We start from the raw sequence: 22,514 nt of genomic DNA on the forward strand, positions 1-22,514 counted from the left end.
CCGGTCAGTGGCCGCCGCCGAAGCCGTCGGCCTTCACCGGGCGCAGCAGCAGCACCAGGGGCACGGCGAGGATGAACAGGCCGCCGAGTGCCAGCAGGATGTCGTTGTAGGCCAGCACCGTCGCCTCGCGCCCGACCACCTGGCGCACGATCTCGAGCGCCGCGCGCTCCGCCTCGGCGAGGTCCATGCGCAGCGCCAGCGCATTGGTCAGCGTGTCGAGATAGGCGGTGGCGCCCGGGCGGTCCCAGGTGACCTGCCCGGCCATCTGCTGGCGGTAGAGGAAGCCGCGCTCCGTCGCCAGCGTGTTGATCGCCGCCAACCCCACCGCCCCGCCGAGGTTGCGCATCAGGTTGTAGAGGCCGGACGCGTTCTTCACCTCCGCCGCCGGCAGCGTGCCGAGGGTGATCTGGTTGATCGGCAGCATCACGAACATCATCGCGAAGCCGCGCAGCCCGAGCGGCAGCGCGAGATCCCAGAAGCCGCTTTCAGCCGTCAGGCCGGCGGTCATGCGGATCGAGACGCCGAACATCGCAAGCCCGAGCGCCAGCACCGCGCGCAGATCGAGCAGCCGCGCCGCGAGCCCGGCATAGGGCGCGCCGAGCAGCATGAACAACCCGGTGACCGCCATCACCTCGCCGATCTGCAAGGCGTCGTACCCACGCACCCGGGCGAGGAAGAGCGGCACCAGATAGACCGCGCCATAGAGCCCCATGCCCATCAGCAGGCTGAAGCCGCAGCCGAGCGCGAAATTGCGGTCGCGGAAGGCGCGCAGCCGCACCACCGGCTCCGCCGCCGCGAAGGCGCGCCAGAGGAACAGTACGCCCGAAGCGGCGCAGATCGCCGCCACCGCGGCGATGGTCCCGTCCTCCAGCCAGTCCGATCGCGGCCCCTCTTCCAGCACATATTCCAGGCAGCCGAGGAAGCCGGCCATGGACAGCAGGCCCCACCAGTCGAAGCGGGCGAGAAGGCGGCGGTCGCCGCGGTCGATGTCGAGCAGCCGCCACACCGCGCCGGCCACCGCCAGGCCGATCGGCACGTTCACCAGGAACAGCCAGTGCCAGGAGAAGGTTTCGGTGATCCAGCCGCCGAGCGTCGGCCCGATGGTCGGCGCCAGGGTCGCGGTCAGCCCGATCAGCAGGCTCATCCGCACGCGCTGCGCACCCTGGAACAGCAGGTACGAGGTGGCGAAGACGGTCGGGATCATCGCGCCGCCCAGGAAGCCTTGCAGCGCGCGGAAGACGATCATCTCCGGCAGCGAGGTCGCCAGCGCGCAGGCCAGCGAGAAGGCCGTGAAGCCGAGGCAGGAGGCGACGAACAGCACCCGCGTGGACCACAGCCGCGACAGGAAGCCCGAGAGCGGGATCATCACGATCTCGGCCACCAGGTAGCTGGTCTGCACCCAGCTCGCCTCCTCCGGCGCGGCGGAGAGCCCGGCCTGGATCTCGGCGATCGAGGAGGCGACGATCTGGATGTCCAGGATGGCCATGAACATCCCGAACACCATCGCCAGGAAGCCGAGCATCTGCGCCCGCGGCACCGCCGCCGGCGGCGCCGGCAGGGCGCCGGCCGTGGTCGCGCCCAAGATGCCTACTCGGCCAGCATGGCGTCGCGCAGCACGCCGGCGGCGGCGGCGAACAGGCCACTCGGCCGCGTCGGATCGTCGCGGGTGTCCACCTCCGCCACCACCGACAGGCCGGGGCGCAGCAGTTCCAGCCCTTCCGTCGTCGCGGGATCGAGCGCGATGCGCACCGGCACGCGCTGCACCACCTTGGTGAAGTTGCCGGTCGCATTCTCCGGCGGCAGCAGGCTGAACTGGCTGCCGGTGGCCGGCGCCAGGCTCGCGAGCCGGCCGGTGAGCGCGACATCGGGGATGGCATCCACCGTCAGCCGCACAGGCTGGCCGATTCGCATGCGGGCAAGCTGCGTTTCCTTGAAGTTCGCCACCACCCATTGCCGCGCGGGCGGCGGGGCAATGGCGATCAGCGGCTGGCCGGGCCGCACATGCTCGCCGAGCTGCGCCGCGCGGTTGGCCGCGATGCCCTCCACCGGCGCGCGGATGACCGTGTCGGCCAGCGCGTGCCGTGCCATGCCGAGCGCCGCCTCGGCATGGTCGCGCCGCGCCCGCGCCTGGTCGCGATTCGCCTCCAGCACCGGCAGCGCGCGCCGCTGCGCCTCGAGCCCGCCGCGCGCCGCGGCGACGCCGGCTTCGGCCTTGCGCAGATCGGCCTCGGCGCGGTCGCGCGCCTGGCGCGAGGCATAACCGCCGCCGGCCAGCTGCCCGGCGCGGCGGAAATCGCCCTCGGCGCGGGCCAGCTCCGCCCGCGCGGCGTCGAGCTCCGCCGCCGCCGCATCGACCTGCGCGCGCTGCTGCGCGATCTGCTCGGTCAGCGTCACCACCGCCGCGCGCGCCTCGGCGAGCCCCGCCTCGGCCTCGGCCACCCGCGAGCGCCAGTCGCGGTCATCGAGCCGGATCAGTGCCTGGCCGGCTCGCACGGGCTGGTTGTCCTCGACCAGGATCGCCGCAACCTCACCCTCGACCCGGGCCGACAGCACCGCGATGTCGCCGGCGATCGCGGCGTTGTCCGTGGATTCGAGGAACCGCCCGGTGCTCCACCACCAGCCCCCGGCCAGCAGCCCGGCCAGCAGCACCAGCCCGGCCAACGGCAGGCGCAGCCGCCGCAGCAGGCGGCGCCAGGCGGGCGGAGGGGCGGGCGTGCCCAGCGGCGGATCGCGATCCGCCCGGGTTTCTGTCAGCGCATTCATCGTCGGCCTTCGGCGGAAGGGGCGGCGCCCTGCGCGGGCAACCGGGGGCGGCTCGCTTCGGAGCCCTGCGGCCCCGTCACGGCAGGATTCCGGGCGATGCGCCGGTTCCGCCTCTCCTTCCTCCGCCGCCGGCCGGACGGGCCGGGCGACAGGCTGCGCCGAAGACGCCGGACCGCGCGACAAGGTTGCCTGACACCGCACGACAGCGCGCACCGCCTGGAGCGGCGCATCCCGCTCCGCTACAACCGCCGCCCGCCAACCGCTCTGGGAGACCCGACAAGATGAAGCTGACCTGGTTCGGACACTCCGCCTATCGGCTCGAACTCGGCAAGTCGGTGGTGATGATCGACCCCTTCCTCACCGGCAACCCATCCTTCAAGGGCGATCCGGCCGAGGCCGCGGCGGGGGCGACGCATGTGCTGCTCACCCATGGCCATGCCGACCATGTCGGCGATGCGCTGGCGATCAGCGAGCGCACCGGCGCCAAGGTCGTGGCGAACTACGAGATCTGCATGTGGCTCGGCCGGAAGGGCCTCAAGGCGATGGACCCGATGAATTCGGGCGGCACCACCGACCAGGGCGAGTTCAGCGTGACGCTGACCATCGCCTTCCACTCCTCCTCCGTGATGGATGAGAACGGCATCTCCCAGGATCTCGGCCTGCCGCACGGCGTGGTGGTGACGCCGAAGCTGCCCGGGGAGCCGACCCTGTACCACATGGGCGACACCGAGCTCTTCTCCGACATGGCGCTGATCGAGGAGCTGCACCATCCCACGGTGGCAATCGTGCCGGTCGGGGACCGCTTCACCATGGATGGGCGGCGCGGCGCGCTGGCGGTGCAGCGTTTCCTGCCGGGCGTGAAGACCGCGATTCCCTGCCATTGGGGAACCTTCCCGATCATCGCGCCCACTCCGGATGCCTTCGTGCAGCACATGCAGGGCGCCACGGCAAAGGTGCTGGTGCCGCAGATCGGCGTGCCGGTCACAATCTGAGCTACAACTTCGAACCATCTCAACATTGCGCGAACGATGCTGATCCGCTAACTGCACCGTGCGCGCCCGCGTTGAGGTTTCGGAACGGGGCGGATCTGGCCTGAATCCTGCGGGATGCCCAGGGCACCAGTCGCCCTCCGCTGCGTTGCACCACCGGGCTCGATGGCTTCGTCCCGGCGCAGCCGATCCCGGCCGCGCCCTATTCGTTTGCGTGTCACGCATGCCTATGTTTGCGTGCCACGCGTGCCTATATGTGCCTTCGCCATGAGCCTGCCTGCGCCGTTGTTGCTCGTGCCTATCGCTCCCCTGGAGGGGCCTGAATGAGGGCTGTGCCGGTCATCGCGCTGATCCCGACCGTCGCGCGTGGCGCGGCGGAAGAGGTGAAGCGTCATCGCATGCCCGGCTCCGACCTGCCGGTGGCGATGGCTGTGGAGGTCCCGGCGGGTGCGACGATGGTCCACCTCTCGGGCGCCACGCCAGCGCTGCGTCCGGATGGCAGCTATGGCGACACCCGCACCCAGACGCGCGGCGCGCTGCGCAGCCTCGAGGACATGCTGCGCCGCCTGGGCCTCGACCTCGGCGACGTGGTGCGGATGCAGGCCTTCCTGGTTGGCGACCCGGCCCAGGATGGTCGGATGGACACCGCCGGCTTCATGGCCGCCTACCGCGAGTTCTTCGGCACCTCGGCGCAGCCCAACCTGCCGGCGCGGACCGTGGTGCAGGTCGCGGGCCTCGCCGATCCCCGGCTGCTGGTTGAGATCGAGGTCAGCGCCGCCCGCTCGCGCCGCTGAGCCGAGCCTACTCCACGATCCCCGGCCGCGCGCTGGCGTGATGCTCGCGCAGCACCGCGCCGCTCGTTGCATCCACCTCCCGCAGCAGCACGCCATAGCCCCAGAGGTCGGCGAGCTGCTGCAGCACTTGGCGCGCTTCCTCCGGCTCCAGCATCTGCCGGTCCAGCACGGCATGGCGCAGCATCAGGCGGCGGTCGCCCGTCAGATCCACATCCTCCACCTGGATGTCGGGATCGATGCGGCCGATGTCGTATTGCCGCGCAAGGGCACGACGCACCCGCAGATAGCCGCGCTCGTCGTGGATCGCGCCGACCAGCAGCTCCTCCTCCGCCTGGTCGTCCGCCAGGTGGAACAGGCGCAGCCGCCGCATCAGCCGCGGGCTGAGGTACTGCGCGATGAAGCTGTCGTCGCGGTGATTGGCCCACGCCTCCCGCAGCACCGCCGGCGCATCGCCGTGGCCGGCGATGTCCGGGAACCACGCGCGGTCCTCGTCATCGGGGGCGGTCGCGATGCGCGCGATATCCTCCATCATGGCGTAGCCGAGCGCATAGGGATTGATGCCGCCATAGCGCGGATCGTCGAAGGTCGGCTGGAACACCACGTTGGTGTGGCTGTGCAGGAACTCGAGATACTGCCCGTCCGAGAGGCGTCCCTGCTCATGCAGCCTGGTCATGATGCGATGGTGCACCCAGGTGGCGCAGCCCTCGTTCATCACCTTGGTCTGGCGCTGCGGATAGAAATACTGCTCGACGTGGCGGACGATGCGGAGGATCTCGCGCTGCCAGGGCTTCAGGCGCGGGGCGGTCTTCTCCAGGAAGTAGAGCAGGTTCTCCTGCGGCAGCTGCAGCAGCGCGCGGCGCCGCGCCTCCTCCGCCTTCGCGCCCGGCGCGTTCTTCGGGCCGGGGATGGTGCGCCAGAGGTCGTCGTAGATGCGTTCCTCGTGCTGGCGCCGCTCGCGCTCGCGCCGCTCCTCGCTGGCGAGGTCGGGGATGCGCCGGCGCGGCACGCGGAACACGCCGTGCGAGGAAAGCGCATGCGCGGCATCCAGCACGCGCTCGACCGCCGCCTCGCCGTACTTGTCCTCGCAGTTCATGATGTAGCCGCGGGCGAATTCCAGGTAGTCGAGGATGCCGTGCGCATCCGTCCACTCCAGGAACAGGTGGTTGTTGCGGAAGAAGTGGTTGTGGCCGTATGCGGCATGCGCGATCACCAGCGCCTGCATCGTCGCCGTGTTCTCCTCCATCACGTAGCAGAGGCACGGGGAGGAGTTGATGACGATCTCGTACGCCAGGCCCTGCATGCCGCGGCGGTAGAGCATCTCGTGCCGGGCGAAGCGCTTGCCGAAGGACCAGTGGCGGTAGAGAACAGGCATGCCGTTCGCGGCATAGGCGTCAAGCATCTGCTCGGCCGAGATGACCTCGATGCGGGTGGGATAGAGCGAGAGGCCAAGCTCGCCGATGGCGATCTCGCCGCACGCATCGTGGATCCGGCGCAGCGTGTCGAAATCCCAATCCGCGCCGGGGAACAGCAGCCGGTCCTTCCCGATGGCATTCATGCCTTCTGCGCCTCCACCGCGCCCTTGCGGAACAGGTCTCGGAACACGGGGTAGATGTCCTTGCGGTGCCGCACCTTGCGCATCGCCAGCCGCGGCTCCACCGTGCGCAGCCGACCATAGGTGCGCCACAGCTCCGTCTCGCGCGGCATGAAGCCGATCGGCCCGCCATCATCCTCGCGGCCCACTTCGAGGTAGGCAAAATACTGGCTCGCCGGCAGCACGCGGTCGGCCAGCAGATGCGCGGTGCGGTCGTTGTCTGCGCTGGTGTTGTCGCCGTCGGAGGCCTGCGCGACGTAGATGTTCCAGTCCGCCGGGCTGTAGCGCGCCTCCATCACCTTGATCATCTCCTCGAAGGCGGTGGAAACGACCGTGCCGCCCGTCTCGGGGCTGCGGAAGAAGGTCTCCTCGTCAACCTCCTTCGCCTCGTGCGTATGGCGGATGAAAACCACCTCCACCTGCTTGTAGCGGCGCTTCAGGAACAGGTGCAGAAGCAGGTAGAAGCGCTTGGCGAGGTCCTTCATTCCCTCCGTCATGCTGCCCGAGACATCCATCAGGCAGAACATCACCGCGCGCGCGATCGGCTTCGGCGCCGGTTCGAACTGCCGGTAGCGCACGTCGATCGGGTCGATATAGGGAATGCGCATGGCGCGCTGCCGCAGCACGCCGATCCGCCCGCGCAGCGCTTCGGCCTCGGCGGGGTCGTTCTCCTCCGCGAGACGCAGCGCCTCCTCCAGCTCCTCCAGCTCCTGCGGCTTCGGGCGGCGCAGCGCAAGCCGGCGCGACATCGCGTTGCGCATGGTCCGCCCGAGCGCCAGGTTCGCCGGCGAGCCCTGCGTCGCGAAGCCCGCGCGGCGCACGCCGGAGGCATCGCCCTCCACCACGCGCTTCTTCGCGAGCTCCGGCAGTTCCAGATCCTCGAGGAACAGGTCGAGGAATTCATCCTGCGTCAGCGCGAAGCGGAACGCATCCTCGCCCTCGCCATCGGGGCTGCCCTCGTTGCCGCCGCCGCCGCCGCCGCGCGGGCGCGGGATGGTGTCGCCTTCGACATACTCCTTGTTGCCCGGCAGCACATGCTCGCGGAAGCCTCCGGCGTCGCGGTGGAAGCGCGGCTCCTTCACGCCGGAGGCGGGGATGCTCACCTCGCCGCCGCGTTCCATGTCCTTCAGGCTTCGCTCGCCGGCCGTGTTGCGCACGGCGTCGCGGATCATGTCCTTCGCGCGACGCAGGAAGCGTTGTCGGTTCGCGAGGCTCTTGCCGCCGGGATTCAGCCGGCGGTCCACGATCTGCATTATCCTAGGCCCTCAATCGCCGGGAGCAATCCCGGCGCGCCCGAAGCGGGGCGCGCCGGCTGCTCGCTCATGGAGAAGGTCGCACTCATCACCCCGATTGCTTCACCCGCATGTACCACTCCACCAGTCGCCGAACCTGCCGCTCCGTGTAGCCGCGGCTGGTCATGCGGCGGACGAACTCGTCGTGCTTGCGCTCGCTTTCCTGGTCCTTCTTGGACCCGAAGCTGATCACCGGCAGAAGGTCCTCCACCTGGCTGAACATCCGCCGCTCGATCACCTCGCGGATCTTCTCGTAGCTGGTCCAGGACGGATTCCTGCCCGCATTCGCCGCCCGCGCCCGCAGCGAGAACTTCACCACCTCGTTGCGGAAGTCCTTCGGGTTGGCGATGCCGGCGGGCTTCTCGATCTTGGTCAGCTCCTGGTTCAACGCCTCGCGGTTCAGCAGCTGCCCGGTGTCGGGATCCTTGAAGTCGAGATCCTCGATCCAGGCGTCGGCATAGGCCACGTAGCGGTCGAACAGATTCTGGCCATAGTCCGAGTAGCTTTCCAGATACGCCTTCTGGATCTCGTTGCCGATGAACTCCGCATAGCGCGGCGCGAGCTCGCCCTTGATGAACTCGAGGTAGCGCTTCTCGGTGTCGTCGCCGAACTGCTCGCGGCGGATCGCCTGCTCCAGCGAGTACATCAGGTGCACCGGATCGGCCGCGACCTCGCTGGTGTCGTGGTTGTAAGTGGCCGCCAACACCTTGAAGGCGAAGCGCGTCGAGATGCCGTCCATGCCCTCGTCGTTGCCCGCCGCGTCGCGGTACTCCTGCAGGGACCGCGCGCGCGGATCGGTCTCCTTCAGGCTCTCGCCATCATAGACGCGGAGCTTGGAGTAGAGGTTGCTGTTCTCGTGCTTCTTCAGGCGTGACAGCACGGAGAACCGCGCCAGCATCTCCAGCGTGCCGGGCGCGCAGGGCGCCGCGGCCAGCTCGCTGGTGCGCACCAGCTTGTCGTAGATCTTCTGCTCCTCCGTCACCCGCAGGCAGTACGGCACCTTGATGACGTAGATGCGGTCGATGAAGGCCTCGTTGTTCCGATTGTTGCGGAAGGCCTGCCACTCGGCCTCGTTGGAGTGCGCCATGATGATCCCCTGGAAGGGGATGGCGCCGATGTTCTCGGTGCCGATGTAGCTGCCTTCCTGCGTCGCGGTCAGCAACGGGTGCAGCATCTTGATGGGCGCCTTGAACATCTCAACGAATTCGAGCATGCCCTGGTTGGCGCGGTTCAGCCCGCCGGAGAAGCCGTAGGCGTCCGGATCGTTCTGCGCGTACTGCTCCAGCCGGCGGATATCCACCTTGCCGACCAGTGACGAGATGTCCTGGTTGTTCTCGTCGCCCGGCTCGGTCTTGGCGATCGCGATCTGCCGGAGTCGCGAGGGGTTCAGCCGCACCACGCGGAAGCGGGAGATGTCGCCGCGGAACTCATCCAGGCGCTTCACCGCCCAGGGGCTCATGAAGCCGCCGAGCCGCCGGCGCGGGATGCCGTACTTGTCCTCCATCACCGCGCCGTGCTTTTCGGCATCGAACAGGCCGAGCGGGCTTTCGAAGACCGGGCTGACCTGGTCGCCGGCTTTCAGCGCATAGATGGGCATCACCTCCATCAGCGCCTTCAGCCGCTCCGCGAGCGAGGATTTGCCGCCGCCGACCGGTCCGAGCAGGTAGAGGATCTGCTTGCGTTCCTCCAACCCCTGCGCGGCATGGCGGAAGAAGCCGACGATGCGCTCGATCGTCTCCTCCATGCCGTAGAACTCGGCAAAGGCCGGGTATCGTCTGATCGTGCGGTTGAGAAAGATGCGCCCGAGCCGCGGGTCCTTCGCCGTGTCCACCAGCTCCGGCTCGCCGATCGCGGCGAGGATTCGTTCGGGGGCGGAGGCGAACATGGTCGGGTCGTGGCGACACGCCTCGAGGTATTCCTGCAAGGACATTTCGGCGTCGCGGCGCCGATCGTAATCGCGCGCGTAGCCGGAGAAGACGTCATCGAAGATCTGCATCGGCCGCTCCAAAACGCCAGCGGCAATGGAACGTCAGCGAAACCGGCCGGATGATGCGCTTGTCCGGTCACGCTTCCGTGTCCCCTGCCCGGCCCAAAAGACATGGTATCACTCCGCGGCAACGCCACGCCACGAAATGCAACACGTGCCGGATGTAACGGCGTGATGACGCGAAACCGCGCAGTCGATTGCCCGCATCTTCGTCAGTTGATGACATCCCTCGCCGGGGGCGAATTTCAGCAGCAGTCAGTTCCTGCTACTGATTCAGGTCAGGATGTCTCACGCAATATTGTGTCGGCGGCATACGGCGTCGCTTTCCGGCAGGCAGGGGCGCCCGCGGGCGATCGCCCACCGACGGACCGCACGCGCGGCCACGCCCGCACCGCAAGCCAGCACCGCGCTGAACCATGTCTTGATTCATCCGCCGCTCGGGACGACGATCCCGCCGCATGATCCTGCTGCTCGACAACTACGACAGCTTTACGTTCAATCTCTATCACTTCCTGGGCGATCTTGGGGCAGTGGTGGAGGTTCGACGCAACGACGCCCTGACGGTGGAGCAGGCGCTCGCACTCCAGCCGGAGGCGGTCGTGCTGTCGCCCGGTCCCTGCACGCCGAACGAGGCGGGCATCTCGCTTGCGCTGATCGCCGCCGCCGCGGCGCGCCGCCTGCCGCTGCTTGGCGTCTGCCTCGGCCACCAGGCGATCGGCCAGGCCTTCGGCGGCAAGGTGGTCCGCGCGCCGGCGCCGGTGCACGGGAAGGTGTGGGAAATCACCCATTCCGGCACCGACATCTTCGCCGGCCTGCCCTCCCCCTTCCGCGCCACGCGCTACCATTCGCTGGTGGTCGAGGACCTGCCGGAGGCGCTGATCCCCACCGCCCGCACCGCGGATGGGCTGGTGATGGGCCTGGCGCATCGTGACCTGCCGATCTGGGGCGTCCAGTTCCACCCGGAAAGCATCGCCTCCGAGCACGGCCACGACATGCTGCGCAACTTCCTCTCGCTCGCCGGCGTGCGCGCGGGCAGGAATGCGCCGGTCGTCGCCTAGATGAAGGCGATCCTGGCCCGTCTCGCTGCTGGCGAGCGCCTCGCCGAGAGCGAGGCGGAAGCCGCCTTCGGCATGATCATGGCCGGTGAGGCGACGCCCGCGCAGATCGCCGGGCTGCTGATGGCCATGCGCGTCCGCGGCGAGACGGTCGCCGAGATGACCGGCGCCGTCCGCGCCATGCGTGCCCGCATGATCGCGGTGGAAGCGCCGGCGGATGCGATGGACATCGTCGGCACCGGGGGCGACGCGGCGGGCACGCTCAACATCTCGACAGCCGCCGCACTGGTGGTGGCGGGTTGCGGCGTGAAGGTCGCCAAGCACGGCAACCGGGCGCTGTCCTCGAAATCCGGCGCGGCCGATGCGCTCTCCGCCCTCGGCATCCCGGTGATGGAGACGCCGCTCGATCGGCTGCCGGCGATCCTGGCCGAGGCCGGCATGTGCTTCCTGATGGCGCCGCGCCACCACAGCGCGCTGCGCCATGCCGCCGGCCCGCGGATGGAGCTCGGCACCCGCACCATCTTCAACCTGCTCGGCCCGCTGGCGAACCCCGCACGAGTGAAACGCCAGATGACCGGCGCCTTCGCCCCCGCCTGGCTGCGCCCGATGGCCGAGACGCTGGCCCGGCTCGGCACCGAGCGCGCCTGGCTGGTGCATGGCCAGGGCCTCGACGAGCTCACTCTCGCCGGCCCGTCCCAGGTGGTGGAGCTGGCCGGTGGCAGCATCCGGGAGTTCCAGGTGACACCGGAGGACGCCGGCCTCGCCCCTGCCCCGGCCGAGTCGCTGAAGGGGGGCGAGCCGGCGGAGAATGCCGCCGCGCTGCAGGCGCTGCTGGAAGGCGCGCTTGGCGCCTATCGGGACTGCGTGCTGCTGAACGCCGCCGCCGCCCTGATCGTCGCCGGGCGCGTTGCGACGCTGCGGGAGGGTGCCGCGATGGCGGCGCGGAGCCTTGACGCTGGCGGGGCGTTGGACGTGCTTCGGAAGCTGCGCACCGCCGCTGCGGCACCGGCCGAGACTCCGGATAGCTGAGACAAGCACATGAACGCACCGACCAAGACCCTGTCCGACACGCTCGCCCGCATCCTGGCCGACAAGCACACCGAGGTGCGCGAGCGGTCCGCCGCCGTGCCGCTGTCCGAGATGGAGCGGCGCGCCGCCCAGGCCGGCCCCACCCGCGACTTCACCGGCGCGCTCTGCGACGCCGTGGCCGAGGGCCGCGTCGGGCTGATCGCCGAGATCAAGCGCGCCTCGCCCTCCGGCGGCATGATCCGCGATCCCTTCGATCCCGCCGAGCTGGCCCGCGCCTATGCGGATGCCGGCGCCGCCTGCCTCTCCGTGCTGACCGATGCGCCCTATTTCCATGGCTCGGCGGAGGATCTCGCCGCCGCCCGCGGCGCCTGCGCGCTGCCGGTGCTGCGCAAGGATTTCATGGTCCATCCCTGGCAGGTCTTCGAGGCGCGCGCGATGGGCGCCGACTGCATCCTGCTGATCCTCGCCGCGCTGCCGGACGAGCTGGCAGAGGAGCTGGAGGATATCGCCCGGTCCCTCGACATGGCGGTGCTGGCCGAGGTGCATGATCGCCGCGAGCTTGACCGCGCCCTCGGGCTGGAGACGCGGCTGATCGGCGTGAACAACCGCAATCTCAAGACCTTGGTGACCGATCTTGACACTTCAGATCAGCTGGTGCCGCTGATCCCGGCCGACCGCATCCCGATTTCCGAAAGCGGCATCCGCACGCCCGAGGATGTGCGCCGGATGTGCCAGGCCGGTGCGCGCTGCCTGCTGGTCGGCGAGCACCTGCTGCGCCAGCCGGACGTGACCGCGGCGGCGCGCGAGCTGATTCACGCCCTGCCAGGCTAGCGGCGGCCGGGCAGGCTCGCCACGCCCCGATCCCCCGGTCCGACCCTCCCCCGTAGGCGGCTCCGGGCCTATGCTGCGGGGATGGCGGACAAGCTCACGCATTTCGACGAAGCCGGCCAGGCAGCCATGGTCGATGTCTCCGCGAAGCCGGAGACATCGCGCACCGCGGTCGCGCGCGGGCGCATCGTGATGCGGCCCGAGACCCTGGCCCTCATCCAGCAAGGCCAGATCGGCAAGGGCGACGTGCTCGGCGTGGCGCGGATCGCCGGGATCATGGCGGCGAAGAAGACTTCCGAGCTTATCCCGCTCTGCCACCCGCTGCTGATCAGCAAGGTGACCGTGGACCTCACCCCCGCGCCCCCCGACGCCGTCGAGATCGAGGCGATGGTGAAGCTCACCGGCCAGACCGGGGTGGAGATGGAGGCGCTGACCGCCGTCAGCGTCGCCGCGCTCACCATCTACGACATGTGCAAGGCGGTGGACCGCGGCATGCGCATCGAGGCAGTGCGCGTGATGCACAAATCCGGCGGCAAATCCGGCATTTACGAGGCTGAGTGATGCTCGCGCTTGAAGAAGCCCGCGCCCGCATCCTGGCCGCGCTGGAGGCCACCCCGGCCGAGACCATCGCCCTCGCCGAGGCCTGGAACCGCGTCCTCGCCCGCCCCGTCCCGGCACGGCTGACCCAGCCACCTGCCGATGTCTCGGCGATGGATGGCTATGCGCTGCGCGGCGCCGACGGCAGCGAAGGCGCGCGGCTCGCCGTGATCGGCACAGCCCCGGCGGGCCACCCCTTCGCCGGCGCGATCGGTCCCGGCCAGGCGGTGCGCATCTTCACCGGCGGCTTCGTCCCCCCCGGCGCCGACGCCATCCTACTGCAGGAAGATGCCGAGGAAGCCGCGGGCCAGGTCACGGTGAAGGAGACGGTGAAGCCCGGCCGCTGGATCCGCCGTGCCGGGCTCGACTTCGCCGCCGGCGACACGCTGCTGCCGGCCGGGCGGCGCCTCACCGCGCGCGACATCGGCCTGGCCGCCGCCGGGAACAATCCCTGGGTGACGGTGCATTGCCGCCCCCGGATCGGGATCCTGGCGACCGGCGACGAGATCGCCCTCCCCGGCGAGCCGATCCCCGCGGGCGGCATCGTCAGCAGCAACGCCCATGCCCTCGCCGCCCTGGTCCGCGCCGCCGGCGGCGAGCCGCTGATCCTGCCGATCGCGCCCGACGACCGCGACGCCATCGCCGCCGCCGCCTCCGCCGCGCGCGCCTGCGACATGCTGGTGACGACCGGCGGCGCCAGCGTCGGCGAGCACGACTTGGTGCAGAAGGCGCTCGGGCCGGAAGGCTTCGCGCTCGATTTCTGGAAGATCGCCATGCGGCCGGGCAAGCCGCTGATCTGGGGGCGGCTGGGGCGGACGCCGGTGCTCGGCCTGCCCGGCAACCCGGTTTCGGCGCTGGTCTGCGCCGTGCAGTTCCTGGTGCCGGCGCTGGCCGTCATGTCGGGCCTGCCCGCCGCGCCACCGGCCACGCTGCTGGTGCGCACCGGCGCACCCCTGGCGGAGAACGACAGGCGATTCGATCATTTACGAAGCTCGCTGGGCACCGACCGGGACGGGCGACCGGTCGCCACGCCCTTCCCGCTGCAGGACAGCTCGATGCTCGCCACACTGGCCCGCGCCGAGGCCCTGATCCTGCGCCCGCCCTACGCGCCGGCGGTGCCGGAAGGGGCGGAGGTCGAGGCCATTCCGCTCGGCCAGTTCGGCATTTGAGCCGGCTCACAGCCTTGTCTTGTGGAAAACATTTGACGCGACGCGGAGAACCTACCTAGAACACTCGCATCGGTTGCCCGTTTGTTCGCCGGCCTGGGACAAGCGTGCGCCGGCTGGGAGACAGGAGGATCCATGCTCACGCGGAAGCAGCACGAGTTGCTGATGTTCATCGACCGGCACCTGCGTGAGACCGGGTTCTCGCCTTCCTTCGAGGAGATGAAGGAGGCGCTGCGCCTGAAGTCCAAGTCCGGGATCCACCGGCTGATCACCGCCCTGGAGGAGCGCGGCTTCCTCAAGCGTCGCGCCCATCGCGCCCGTGCGCTGGAGGTGATCCGGCTGCCGGAGAACGTCGGGGCCCGCGCCGCACCCGCCATGGCGGCCCCGCCGCCCGCTGCGGCCCCGACCTTCGCGCCCAACGTCATCCGCGGCAACTTCGCCGCCAACCTGCCGGGCGTCCCCAAGCCCGCGAACGAGGCACCAGCGGTGCACCTGCCGCTCTACGGCCGGATCGCCGCCGGCCTGCCGATCGAGGCGTTGCGCGATTCCGGTGCCAGCGTGGAGGTCCCGGCCGCCATGCTCGCCAGCGGTGAGCACTACGCGCTGGAGGTCGCCGGCGATTCGATGATCGAGGCTGGCATCCTGGACGGCGACACGGTGATCATCCGCCGCGGTGACACGGCAGAGAACGGCGCCATCGTGGTGGCGCTGGTGGACGAGGCCGAGGTCACCCTGAAGCGGCTGCGCCGACGCGGCAATTCGGTGGCGCTGGAGCCTGCCAACCGGAGCTACGAAACCCGCATCTTCGGCCCCGACCGGGTCCGTGTGCAGGGCCGCCTCATCGGCCTGCTGCGCCGCTACTGACCGGCGCGGCGGGCGGGATCGTACAAGACTGAATTGCCCTGAGCGTACTCAGGGCAATTCCAGTCCATCCATTCGAGATCTGGCGGATGCCGGCGCCCGGCCTTCGAGGGCGCGAAACAGGGGTCTCAGCGAGTGGCTGAAGGCGGCCGCCGGGATCAGTAGGGATCCCACTCCGCCGAAAGCCGCGCCTCCCGCCAGTCCTGCAGCTTGCGCCGGAGCAGCATCGCGCCGGCCCCCAGCAGCGTGCCGAGGACCAGCCAGGCGGCATCGGCCATTGTGGTGGTGATTTGGAAGCTCATCGCGATCCTCCCTGTCCTGCCGAGGGCCAGCTTGCGCGACGAAGAGTGAAGGAAGGATTACGCGCCGCGATCCAGCGGCGCCATCGGCAGCGCCTCCGGGCGCCCCGGGATCGGCAGCGGCGGCACCCAGCGGCGGCGCCCGCGCGACCCGCGCTCCGACTGCACCTGCAATCCGGCGTGGCCCAGCCGCACCGCCTGGGCCCCTTCGCGCCAGACCGTGAAACGATCGATCGCGGCGCTCGCACGGCAGCGGGGGCGGATGGGCTCGGTCGCCACCAGCAGCGCGGCCCGGCCGCAGGCTTCGGCCAGTTCGACGCGGTCCGGCGGCTCGCCGCGCCGCGCACCGCGGGCCGGCGGAGCGGTGCGCAACAGCACGATCTCCGGCGACCCCGGGTGCGGCCGGAAACGGCAGGCGGCCGGGGTGCAGGCGATCGCCCCCCTCGCAACGACGCCCTCCGCCGGCAGCGGCGCCGCCTCCGCCACGCCCAGGCGGCGCAGCATGGCATCGCGCGCGAAGGCACTTGCGCCGGGCAGCCGGTGCAGGAAGACGCCGTCCGCGGTGCGCAGCGCAATCAGCCGCGAATCGCCGGCGACCAGCAGGTCCGGCGGAGGCTGCGCCATCCCCCCGGCCAATGCCGCAGCCATCACCGGCAGGCCGAGCAGCCGCAGCCGTCCGCGCCACAGCCCGAGCCAGCAGAAACCGAAGGCGGCGAGCGCCAGCGCCGGGCCCGGCGGCGGCGCGCGCAACGGCGATGCCTCCGGCCAGGCGGCCACGGTGCGCGCCGAAGCGAGGATCGCCTCCACCCCCTGGCCCATCGCCCAGAGCGCCGGCGCCTCGAGCCCGAACGGCATCAGCACCAGCGCCAGCATTCCAGCCGGCATCACCAGCAGCGAGGTCAGCGGCACCGCCACCGCATTCGCCGCCACGCCGTAGAGCTGCAGCCGGCCGAAATGGTAGAGCCCGATCGGCGCCGTCGCCGCCCCGGCCAGCACGGACGTCACCACCAGGCCGAAGACCGCCAGCACCAGGCGCCGCCGCCAGCCGGCCCGCGGGCCGGCGGCCGGCAGGCGTCCGCGCAGAACCTCCCACCCGGCCGCCAGCGCCAGCACCGCTGCGAAGGACATCTGGAAGGACGGCCCGAGCACTTCGGCCGGCGCGAGCAGCAGCACCAGCGCGGCGGCGATGGCCAGGCTGCGCACCGTCAGCGCACGACGCCCGACCACCAGCCCGAGCGTCACCAGCGCCGCCATCGCCAGGCTGCGCTGCACCGGCACCTGTGCGCCGGTCAGCAGCGTGTAGCCGATGCCCGCGGCCAACGCGCCCACCGCCGCCACCGTCTTGCCCGGCACCCGCAGCGCCAGCCAGGGCACCAGCGCGATCGCAAGCCGAAGCACCGCAAAGGTCGTGCCCATCACGATCGTCATGTGCAGCCCCGAAACCGAGAGCAGATGCGCCAGCCCGGAATCGCGCATCGCCGTCATCTCGGCGGGCGGGATGGCGGCCTGCGAGCCGGTCAGCAGCGCCGCCGCCACCGCCCCCGCGGCACCCGGGATCATCGCCTCCACCCGCGCCTCCACGGCGGCGCGCAGCCGGGCGAATCCCGGCAGCGAGGGCGGGGCGGGGATCACCTCGGCCGGGCCGAGCGCGAAGCCGGAGCCGCCCAGCCCGGAGAAATAGGCCGCGCGCTGGAAGTCCCATCCATCCGGCACCACCGGCGGCGGCGGCGGCCGCAGCAGCGCGCGGATCCGCAGCGTATCTCCAGGCGCCGGCCGCGACGGATCGGCCGGGCGCAACCGCACCCTCAGCCGCCGCGGCAGCGCCTCCCCTTCGCCGAGTCGAACCCCTTCGAGCGTGACCCGCCGCCCCTGGGGCAGCAGTTCCACCTGCGCCACCCGGCCGGTCAGCACCACCGCGGTGGAGGGCAGGTCGAGCGCCGGCGGCTGCCGCGCCGCGTGCCAGCCGGCGATCCCGAATCCGAGCAGCGCCGCGGCCAGCATCCCGAGCGCCCAACCCGCCAGCCGCGCCCGTCGTGCCACCCAGATTGCCAGCGCCGCCAACGGCGACGCCAGCCAGAGCGCCCCCTGGGTAGGCTCCTCGGCCGGCTGGAAATAGGCGAGCACGCCAGCCCCGAGCGCCACCGCAAGCCACGGCGCGAAGCGGCCCTGCTGGCGCGCAGCCAGCCCCATCGCCCTGACGCGCAGCCGCGCCACGAGGCCGGGTTCATCCCCTTCGGGCCGCTCGATCCGGACCAGGGCGAGGCTCACTCGCGCTACAGTCGTTAATCGACGCCCACTTTGCAACCATCCGGAGAAGCGCTCATCGGATGGGCCGCGGCAGTTCTGCCCGGCGCCAAGCTGCGTTAGGAACGCGGCTCAGCAGAATCACCGGGACATCCATGTCGGTCCGCACCCGCTTCGCCCCCTCGCCCACCGGCTACCTGCATATCGGTGGCGCGCGCACCGCGCTGTTCAACTTCCTCTTCGCCCGCCGGCATGGCGGCCAGTACCTGCTGCGGATCGAGGACACCGACAAGCAGCGCTCCACGCCGGAGGCGGTGCAGCAGATCCTCGACAGCCTGGAATGGCTCGGCCTGAGCCCGGACGAGCCGCCAGTGTTCCAGAGCCAGCGCGAGCCGCGCCACGCCGAAGTGGCGCGCGCGCTGCTGGCGATGGGCAAGGCCTACCTGGCCTATGACACGCCGGAGGAGCTCGCGGCGATGCGCAGCGCGGCGGAGGCGGAGAAGCGGCCGTTCAAATACGACGGCAGCCGCTGGATCGGCCTGGACGCGAAGGACGCCCCTGCCGTCGCACCCGCCATCCGCATCATCGCCCCGCGTGAAGGCGAGACCACGGTGCACGACCTGGTGCAGGGCGAGGTGCGGGTCGCGGCGAGCGAACTCGACGACATGATCATCCTCCGCTCGGACGGCACGCCGACCTACCTGCATGCGGTGGTGGTGGACGACCACGACATGCAGATCACCCATGTGATCCGCGGCGACGACCACCTGACCAACACCTTCCGCCAGTGCATGGTCTATGACGCGATGGGCTGGCGCCGCCCCCACTTCGCCCATGTGCCGCTGATCCATGGGGCGGACGGCGCCAAGCTCTCGAAGCGGCACGGCGCCGTGGGCGCGATCGACTTCCGCGAGCAGGGCTTCCTGCCGGAGGCGGTGTGCAACTACCTGCTGCGCCTCGGCTGGGGCCATGGCGACACCGAGATCATCAGCCGCGAGGACGCGATCCGCATCTTCGACATCGCCGATGTCGGCCGCGCCGCGGCGCGCATGGACTACGCCAAGCTCACCCATTTCAACGGGGTCTATCTGCGCGCCGCCGATGACGAGCGGCTGACGCGCGAGGTGCTGGAGCGCTTCGCCAGGCGCGGCGTGCTGTTCGGCACCGACGGCGGCGAGCGGGTCCGCGCCCTGATGCCCGACCTGAAGGAGCGCGCGAAGACGTTGGAGGAGTTGGCCGGCTCGGCCGCCTTCGCCGTGCATGAAGGCCCGCCGACGCTGGAGCCCAAGGCGGCCGCGCTGATGACGCCGGAGGCCAAGGCGCTGCTGGCCGATCTCGCGCAGTTCCTCGGGGACGCGCCCTGGGAGCGCGCGGACCTGCAGCAGTGGCTGCGCGACTATGCCGAGGTGAAGGGGATGAAGCTCGGCGCTGTGGCGCAGCCGCTGCGCGCCGCCCTCACCGGCAGCACGCAGAGCCCGCCGATCGACGCGGTGCTCGCCGCGCTCGGGCGGAGCGAGGCGGTGCTGCGCATCCTGGCGGCGGCGGAGGGCTGACGTCGGACCCGGCCGAGCGCGGTTCGCGGAGCCCCGGCGAGCCGCCCTCGCAACCTGCCGTGCCGTGGTCCGTTGGGCTGCTGCGATGCCGCGCGGTGCGGTCATGCCCTGCCGCATGCGCGGCGCCGGACAGCCCGGAGGATGCAGATGTCCCACAACGCGACACCGGCTCTCCGGGGCCGCAGCGGTGCGGCGAAGCGCGTGGCGGCGATCCTGCTTGGCTCCGCCGCGGCGCTTGGCGCCGCCGCGCTCCAGGCGCAGGCGGATGCGCGGCGCGCCGAGCGTGAGCACCCGCCGCGCGGGCGCTTCCTCGCAGCCGGCGGCATCCGCCTCCACTATCTCGAGGCCGGGCACGGCGATGCGTCGCCGGTCGTGCTGCTGCACGGAAACTCGGTGAGTGCCGAGGATTGGGTCGCCAGCGGCGTGTTCGGCCGTGTTGCGGGCCGGCGCCGGGTCATCGCCCTGGATCGTCCCGGCTTCGGCTACAGCGACCGCCCGCGCGACCGCGCCTGGACGCCCGCGGCACAGGCCGCCGTGCTGGCCGAGGCCTTCGCGCGGCTGGGACTCGAGCGACCCGTCGTGGTGGGGCAGTCCTGGGGCACGCTGGTCGCGATGGCGCTCGGGCTTGCTCATCCACGGGCGGTCTCCGGCCTGGTGCTGGCGGCGGGATACTACTACCCGACCGCGCGTGCGGACGTGGTCGCCTTCTCCCCGGCCGCGCTGCCGCTGTTCGGCGATATCCTGCGCCACACGCTGGCGCCCCTGACCGGGCGGCTGATCGCGCCGCGCATGATCCGCCGGATGTTCGCGCCGATGCCGGTCCCGCCCGCCTTCACCGAGGCCGTCCCGGTGCCGATGATGCTGCGCCCGTCGCAGCTCCGGGCCGCATCGGAGGAGGCTGCCCTCATGATCCCGGGCGTGCGCGCCGCCGCGCCGCGCTATCCGGAGTTGCGGCGGCTGCCGGTGGCCATCGTCGCCGGGGCGGAGGACCGGATCGTGGATGTCGGCCGCCACTCGCTTCGGCTGCACGACGAGCTGCCGGACAGCGAGCTCACCCTGGTTCCCGGGATGGGCCACATGGTGCACCACGGCGCGCCCGGGCTGGTGGCAGCGGCGATCGAGCGCATCGCCGCTGCCACCGTAGCGCCGGTGCCGGCCTTCCCGGCGCCCGTCTGAGCGGGGCGCGACCGGTCAGTCCACCGTTGCTCCGGCGTCGCGGACCACCTGCCCCCAGCGCTGCACGTCCTGCTCCTGCACCGCGCGGAACTCGGCGGGCGTGCGGACGGTCGGCGGCTGGATGCCCTGGTCCTGGACCAGCCAGCGCCGGAAGTCGGGCGCGGAGATGATCTTCACGATCTCCTCGTTCAGGCGGTTGGTGATCGGCGCGGGCAGGTTGGCGGGGCCGAAGATGCCGTACCAGGTGGTGCTCTCGAAGCCCGGCAGGTTGCACGCCTCGGCCACCGTCGGCACGTCGGGCAGCGCCGGCACGCGCTCGCGGGTGGTCACCGCCAGGCCGCGTACCTGGCCCTGCTGGATCATCGCGATGGCCGGGCCGGTCTGGTTGAAGAAGTAGTCGATCTGCCCGCCGAGCTGCGCCGTCACCACGCCGGCCTGGCCGACGAAGGGCACATGCACCACGTCGAGACCCGCGGCGCGGGCGAAGCGCACGCCGGCGAGATGGGTGGACGCGCCGTTGCCCGTGCTGCCGTAGTTCAGCGCGCCGGGGCGCGCCTTGGCGTCGTTGATGACGTCCATGCAGGTGCGGTACTGCGGCCGGCGCTCCACGCTGGTGGTCAGGATGTTCGGCACGTCGCCGAGATGGGCGATCGGCGTGAAGTCGTTCAGCACGTTGAACGGCAGGCGGCGGTAGAGCGCCTGGTTGATCGCGTGCGTCCCGGCCGTGCCGAAAAGGATCGTGTAGCCGTCCGGCCGTGCCTTGGCGACGAAGTCGGAGGCGACGTTGCCGCCGGCGCCGGTGCGCGGCACGACCACCACCGTCTGCCCGAGCGCGCGCGTCAGCTCGTCGGCCAGCTTGCGGCCATAGATGCCGACGCCGGAGCTGTTCGGGAAGCCGATCACCATCTCGATCGGGCGTGCGGTGGGCCAGGCGGCGCCCTGTGCCAGCGCCGGCGCCGACGGGGCGGCGATCGCGGCAAGCAGCGGCAGGGCAAGCAGGCGGCGGGCGAGCTTCATCTCGGTTTCTCCGTGGTTCCCGCGGGAGTTGAAGGCGCCAAGCGGCCGGAGCGCAAGCCCTGTTGCGCCCGGCAATGCCGATCTACGCTTCGGCCCATGGACCACACCAGGGCTGCGCCGCGCCTCGCCCGCGGCGGCAAATCCATCTACGGCGCGCCGCTCGGCATCCTGATGCTCGAAGCGCGCTTTCCGCGAATCCCCGGCGACATGGGGAACGCCGCCACTTGGCCCTTCCCTGTGCTGTTCCGTGTCGTGCGCGGCGCCAGTCCGGAGAAGGTGGTGCTGCAGGGGGCGAAGGGCCTGCTGGACGACTTCGTCGCGGCCGCGCGTGACCTGGTGGATCTCGGCGCCGAGGCGATCACCACCAATTGCGGCTTCCTGTCGTTGCTCCAGGCGGAGCTGGCGGCGGCGGTGCGGGTGCCGGTGGCCACCTCCTCGCTGCTGCAGGTGCCCTGGGTGCAGGCGATGCTGCCGCCGGGCCAGCGGGTCGGCGTGATCACCGTCAGCCGCGGCTCACTGACGCCCGCGCATCTGGCCGCGGCCGGCGTTCCGCAGGACATCCCGGTGGAGGGCACCGAAGGCGGGCGGGAATTCTTCCGCGTGCTGATCCGTGCCGAGAAGCAGGACATGGATGTCGCGCTGGCGGAGCAGGACATCCTGGATGCCGGGCGGCGCCTTGTGGCGCGGCATCCGGAGGTCGGCGCCATCGTGCTGGAATGCACCAACATGCCGCCCTACGCGGCGGCGCTGCACGAGGCGCTGGGGCTGCCGGTCTACGACATCTACACGCTGGTGAGCTGGTTCCACGGCGGGCTGCGGCCGCGGCGCTTCTGAGCCTCAGCCCGGCTGCGGCCGGGCGAGCAGGGCGCGCAGGCGGGTCTGCTCGAGTGCGGGATCGGCGTCGGTGATGCGTGGCAGGTCGGTGGCGCCGGGCTCCCGCGGGTCGCCGGCGGGCGGCGCGGCGGCATCGAGCGCGCGCTCGATCGCCTCCCGCAAGGCGCCGAGGTCGCCGGCGGCGCGGGCGCGTTCCGCCGCGACGGCGACGATGCCCGCCACCGCAGCGACGAGCCCCGCCGGCCGCCTTCCGGATCGCCCGGGTTCCGACACTGAAAGGGAGGAGGCCGCGGCAAGCCAGCTGCGGGCGGCGGGAAGCGGAGATGGCATGCGGGGCGGTTCCTCGTCCGTTGCGCTACGGGACGCCCAGCCAGATTTCATTGCGGGGGTAAACGAAGCGTTAACGCCCGATGGCTGCGGGAGGGATGCGGCGAGAAAG

At 71.1% G+C, this 22,514-nt stretch carries 20 protein-coding genes; 11 read left to right on the plus strand and 9 right to left on the minus strand.

Annotation, left to right across the window (positions count from 1 at the left end; genetic code table 11):
- Window positions 1-4: 4 nt before the first annotated feature.
- Both ACESM1_RS17685 and ACESM1_RS17690 read right to left on the minus strand, forming a co-directional pair.
- Window positions 5-1,582 (minus strand): DHA2 family efflux MFS transporter permease subunit, encoded by a 1,578-nt coding sequence (locus ACESM1_RS17685; protein ID WP_372622272.1) that lies wholly within the window; start codon window positions 1,580-1,582, stop codon window positions 5-7.
- 5 nt (window positions 1,583-1,587) lie between these two features.
- On the minus strand, window positions 1,588-2,763 hold the full coding sequence (locus tag ACESM1_RS17690; RefSeq protein ID WP_372622273.1) for an HlyD family efflux transporter periplasmic adaptor subunit: 1,176 nt from the start codon (window positions 2,761-2,763) through the stop codon (window positions 1,588-1,590).
- A 281-nt stretch (window positions 2,764-3,044) separates the two neighbouring features.
- Here ACESM1_RS17690 and ACESM1_RS17695 point away from each other — a divergent pair, with 281 nt between their 5' ends.
- Both ACESM1_RS17695 and ACESM1_RS17700 read left to right on the plus strand, forming a co-directional pair.
- Window positions 3,045-3,755 (plus strand): metal-dependent hydrolase, encoded by a 711-nt coding sequence (locus ACESM1_RS17695; RefSeq protein WP_372622275.1) that lies wholly within the window; start codon window positions 3,045-3,047, stop codon window positions 3,753-3,755.
- A gap of 320 nt (window positions 3,756-4,075) precedes the next feature.
- The gene (locus tag ACESM1_RS17700; RefSeq protein ID WP_372622277.1) at window positions 4,076-4,546 is read left to right on the plus strand and encodes a RidA family protein; all 471 of its coding nucleotides are present in this window, start codon (window positions 4,076-4,078) and stop codon (window positions 4,544-4,546) included.
- A gap of 7 nt (window positions 4,547-4,553) precedes the next feature.
- Here the strand turns inward: ACESM1_RS17700 and ACESM1_RS17705 are convergent, their stop codons facing one another.
- The 3 genes from ACESM1_RS17705 to ACESM1_RS17715 all read right to left on the minus strand — a co-directional run bounded on the left by ACESM1_RS17705 (window position 4,554) and on the right by ACESM1_RS17715 (window position 9,425).
- Window positions 4,554-6,101, minus strand: a complete 1,548-nt coding sequence (locus ACESM1_RS17705; protein ID WP_372622279.1) for a SpoVR family protein — start codon at window positions 6,099-6,101, stop codon at window positions 4,554-4,556.
- Window positions 6,098-7,390 (minus strand): YeaH/YhbH family protein, encoded by a 1,293-nt coding sequence (locus ACESM1_RS17710; RefSeq protein ID WP_372622281.1) that lies wholly within the window; start codon window positions 7,388-7,390, stop codon window positions 6,098-6,100. Before ACESM1_RS17710 ends, ACESM1_RS17705 begins: the two co-directional genes overlap by 4 nt.
- 88 nt (window positions 7,391-7,478) lie before the next feature.
- Window positions 7,479-9,425 (minus strand): PrkA family serine protein kinase, encoded by a 1,947-nt coding sequence (locus ACESM1_RS17715; protein ID WP_372622283.1) that lies wholly within the window; start codon window positions 9,423-9,425, stop codon window positions 7,479-7,481.
- 449 nt (window positions 9,426-9,874) lie between these two features.
- On the opposite strand from ACESM1_RS17715, the gene ACESM1_RS17720 reads away from it, so the two are divergent.
- From ACESM1_RS17720 to lexA, 6 genes are all read left to right on the plus strand, one after another.
- Window positions 9,875-10,474: an anthranilate synthase component II gene (locus tag ACESM1_RS17720; protein WP_372622285.1), complete on the plus strand. Its 600-nt coding sequence runs from the start codon at window positions 9,875-9,877 to the stop codon at window positions 10,472-10,474.
- On the plus strand, window positions 10,475-11,500 hold the full coding sequence (gene trpD, locus ACESM1_RS17725; protein ID WP_372622287.1) for an anthranilate phosphoribosyltransferase: 1,026 nt from the start codon (window positions 10,475-10,477) through the stop codon (window positions 11,498-11,500). It begins immediately after the preceding gene.
- A 9-nt stretch (window positions 11,501-11,509) separates the two neighbouring features.
- Entirely contained in the window at window positions 11,510-12,331 is an 822-nt protein-coding gene (gene trpC / locus ACESM1_RS17730) for an indole-3-glycerol phosphate synthase TrpC (protein ID WP_372622289.1), read from the plus strand.
- Between the two features lie 81 nt (window positions 12,332-12,412).
- Complete coding sequence (moaC, locus tag ACESM1_RS17735; RefSeq protein ID WP_372622291.1) at window positions 12,413-12,889, plus strand: cyclic pyranopterin monophosphate synthase MoaC; 477 nt, start codon at window positions 12,413-12,415, stop codon at window positions 12,887-12,889.
- Window positions 12,889-14,094: a gephyrin-like molybdotransferase Glp gene (gene glp, locus ACESM1_RS17740; RefSeq protein WP_372622293.1), complete on the plus strand. Its 1,206-nt coding sequence runs from the start codon at window positions 12,889-12,891 to the stop codon at window positions 14,092-14,094. The genes moaC and glp overlap by 1 nt, the downstream gene beginning before the upstream one ends.
- Window positions 14,095-14,226: 132 nt before the next feature.
- The gene (gene lexA, locus ACESM1_RS17745; RefSeq protein WP_372622295.1) at window positions 14,227-14,955 is read left to right on the plus strand and encodes a transcriptional repressor LexA; all 729 of its coding nucleotides are present in this window, start codon (window positions 14,227-14,229) and stop codon (window positions 14,953-14,955) included.
- Window positions 14,956-15,110: 155 nt separating this feature from the next.
- Here the strand turns inward: lexA and ACESM1_RS17750 are convergent, their stop codons facing one another.
- Entirely contained in the window at window positions 15,111-15,254 is a 144-nt protein-coding gene (locus ACESM1_RS17750; protein WP_372622297.1) for a hypothetical protein, read from the minus strand.
- Window positions 15,255-15,311: 57 nt separating this feature from the next.
- The gene (locus tag ACESM1_RS17755) at window positions 15,312-17,519 is read right to left on the minus strand and encodes a ComEC/Rec2 family competence protein (protein WP_372622299.1); all 2,208 of its coding nucleotides are present in this window, start codon (window positions 17,517-17,519) and stop codon (window positions 15,312-15,314) included.
- Window positions 17,520-17,650: 131 nt separating this feature from the next.
- Here ACESM1_RS17755 and gltX point away from each other — a divergent pair, with 131 nt between their 5' ends.
- Both gltX and ACESM1_RS17765 read left to right on the plus strand, forming a co-directional pair.
- Window positions 17,651-19,048, plus strand: coding sequence for a glutamate--tRNA ligase (gltX, locus tag ACESM1_RS17760; RefSeq protein ID WP_372622301.1), 1,398 nt, complete (start codon window positions 17,651-17,653; stop codon window positions 19,046-19,048).
- Window positions 19,049-19,195: 147 nt separating this feature from the next.
- Window positions 19,196-20,224 (plus strand): alpha/beta fold hydrolase, encoded by a 1,029-nt coding sequence (locus tag ACESM1_RS17765; RefSeq protein ID WP_372622303.1) that lies wholly within the window; start codon window positions 19,196-19,198, stop codon window positions 20,222-20,224.
- 15 nt (window positions 20,225-20,239) lie between these two features.
- Here the strand turns inward: ACESM1_RS17765 and ACESM1_RS17770 are convergent, their stop codons facing one another.
- A complete protein-coding gene (locus ACESM1_RS17770) occupies window positions 20,240-21,241 on the minus strand; it encodes a Bug family tripartite tricarboxylate transporter substrate binding protein (RefSeq protein ID WP_372622305.1) in 1,002 nt (333 codons plus the stop codon).
- Between the two features lie 96 nt (window positions 21,242-21,337).
- Between ACESM1_RS17770 and ACESM1_RS17775 the strand changes: the two genes are divergently transcribed.
- Entirely contained in the window at window positions 21,338-22,075 is a 738-nt protein-coding gene (locus tag ACESM1_RS17775; RefSeq protein WP_372622307.1) for an aspartate/glutamate racemase family protein, read from the plus strand.
- 3 nt (window positions 22,076-22,078) lie between these two features.
- On the opposite strand, the gene ACESM1_RS17780 is transcribed toward ACESM1_RS17775, so the two are convergent.
- Complete coding sequence (locus tag ACESM1_RS17780; RefSeq protein WP_372622309.1) at window positions 22,079-22,405, minus strand: hypothetical protein; 327 nt, start codon at window positions 22,403-22,405, stop codon at window positions 22,079-22,081.
- Between the last annotated feature and the right edge of the window lie 109 nt (window positions 22,406-22,514).

It is taken from the genome of Falsiroseomonas sp. (assembly GCF_041690465.1).
In the GTDB taxonomy this organism is placed as follows: Bacteria; Pseudomonadota; Alphaproteobacteria; order Acetobacterales; family Acetobacteraceae; genus Falsiroseomonas.

Coding starts and splice junctions, on each gene's coding strand:
- ACESM1_RS17775 (WP_372622307.1), top strand. CDS start 21,338: ATGGACCACACCAGGGCTGCGCCGCGCCTCGCCCGCGGCGGCAAATCC.
- ACESM1_RS17710 (WP_372622281.1), bottom strand. CDS start 7,390: ATGCAGATCGTGGACCGCCGGCTGAATCCCGGCGGCAAGAGCCTCGCG.
- ACESM1_RS17750 (WP_372622297.1), bottom strand. CDS start 15,254: ATGAGCTTCCAAATCACCACCACAATGGCCGATGCCGCCTGGCTGGTC.
- ACESM1_RS17720 (WP_372622285.1), top strand. CDS start 9,875: ATGATCCTGCTGCTCGACAACTACGACAGCTTTACGTTCAATCTCTAT.
- ACESM1_RS17780 (WP_372622309.1), bottom strand. CDS start 22,405: ATGCCATCTCCGCTTCCCGCCGCCCGCAGCTGGCTTGCCGCGGCCTCC.
- trpD (WP_372622287.1), top strand. CDS start 10,475: ATGAAGGCGATCCTGGCCCGTCTCGCTGCTGGCGAGCGCCTCGCCGAG.
- ACESM1_RS17690 (WP_372622273.1), bottom strand. CDS start 2,763: ATGAATGCGCTGACAGAAACCCGGGCGGATCGCGATCCGCCGCTGGGC.
- ACESM1_RS17765 (WP_372622303.1), top strand. CDS start 19,196: ATGTCCCACAACGCGACACCGGCTCTCCGGGGCCGCAGCGGTGCGGCG.
- ACESM1_RS17715 (WP_372622283.1), bottom strand. CDS start 9,425: ATGCAGATCTTCGATGACGTCTTCTCCGGCTACGCGCGCGATTACGAT.
- ACESM1_RS17705 (WP_372622279.1), bottom strand. CDS start 6,101: ATGAATGCCATCGGGAAGGACCGGCTGCTGTTCCCCGGCGCGGATTGG.
- moaC (WP_372622291.1), top strand. CDS start 12,413: ATGGCGGACAAGCTCACGCATTTCGACGAAGCCGGCCAGGCAGCCATG.
- ACESM1_RS17770 (WP_372622305.1), bottom strand. CDS start 21,241: ATGAAGCTCGCCCGCCGCCTGCTTGCCCTGCCGCTGCTTGCCGCGATC.
- lexA (WP_372622295.1), top strand. CDS start 14,227: ATGCTCACGCGGAAGCAGCACGAGTTGCTGATGTTCATCGACCGGCAC.
- glp (WP_372622293.1), top strand. CDS start 12,889: ATGCTCGCGCTTGAAGAAGCCCGCGCCCGCATCCTGGCCGCGCTGGAG.
- gltX (WP_372622301.1), top strand. CDS start 17,651: ATGTCGGTCCGCACCCGCTTCGCCCCCTCGCCCACCGGCTACCTGCAT.
- trpC (WP_372622289.1), top strand. CDS start 11,510: ATGAACGCACCGACCAAGACCCTGTCCGACACGCTCGCCCGCATCCTG.
- ACESM1_RS17695 (WP_372622275.1), top strand. CDS start 3,045: ATGAAGCTGACCTGGTTCGGACACTCCGCCTATCGGCTCGAACTCGGC.
- ACESM1_RS17700 (WP_372622277.1), top strand. CDS start 4,076: ATGAGGGCTGTGCCGGTCATCGCGCTGATCCCGACCGTCGCGCGTGGC.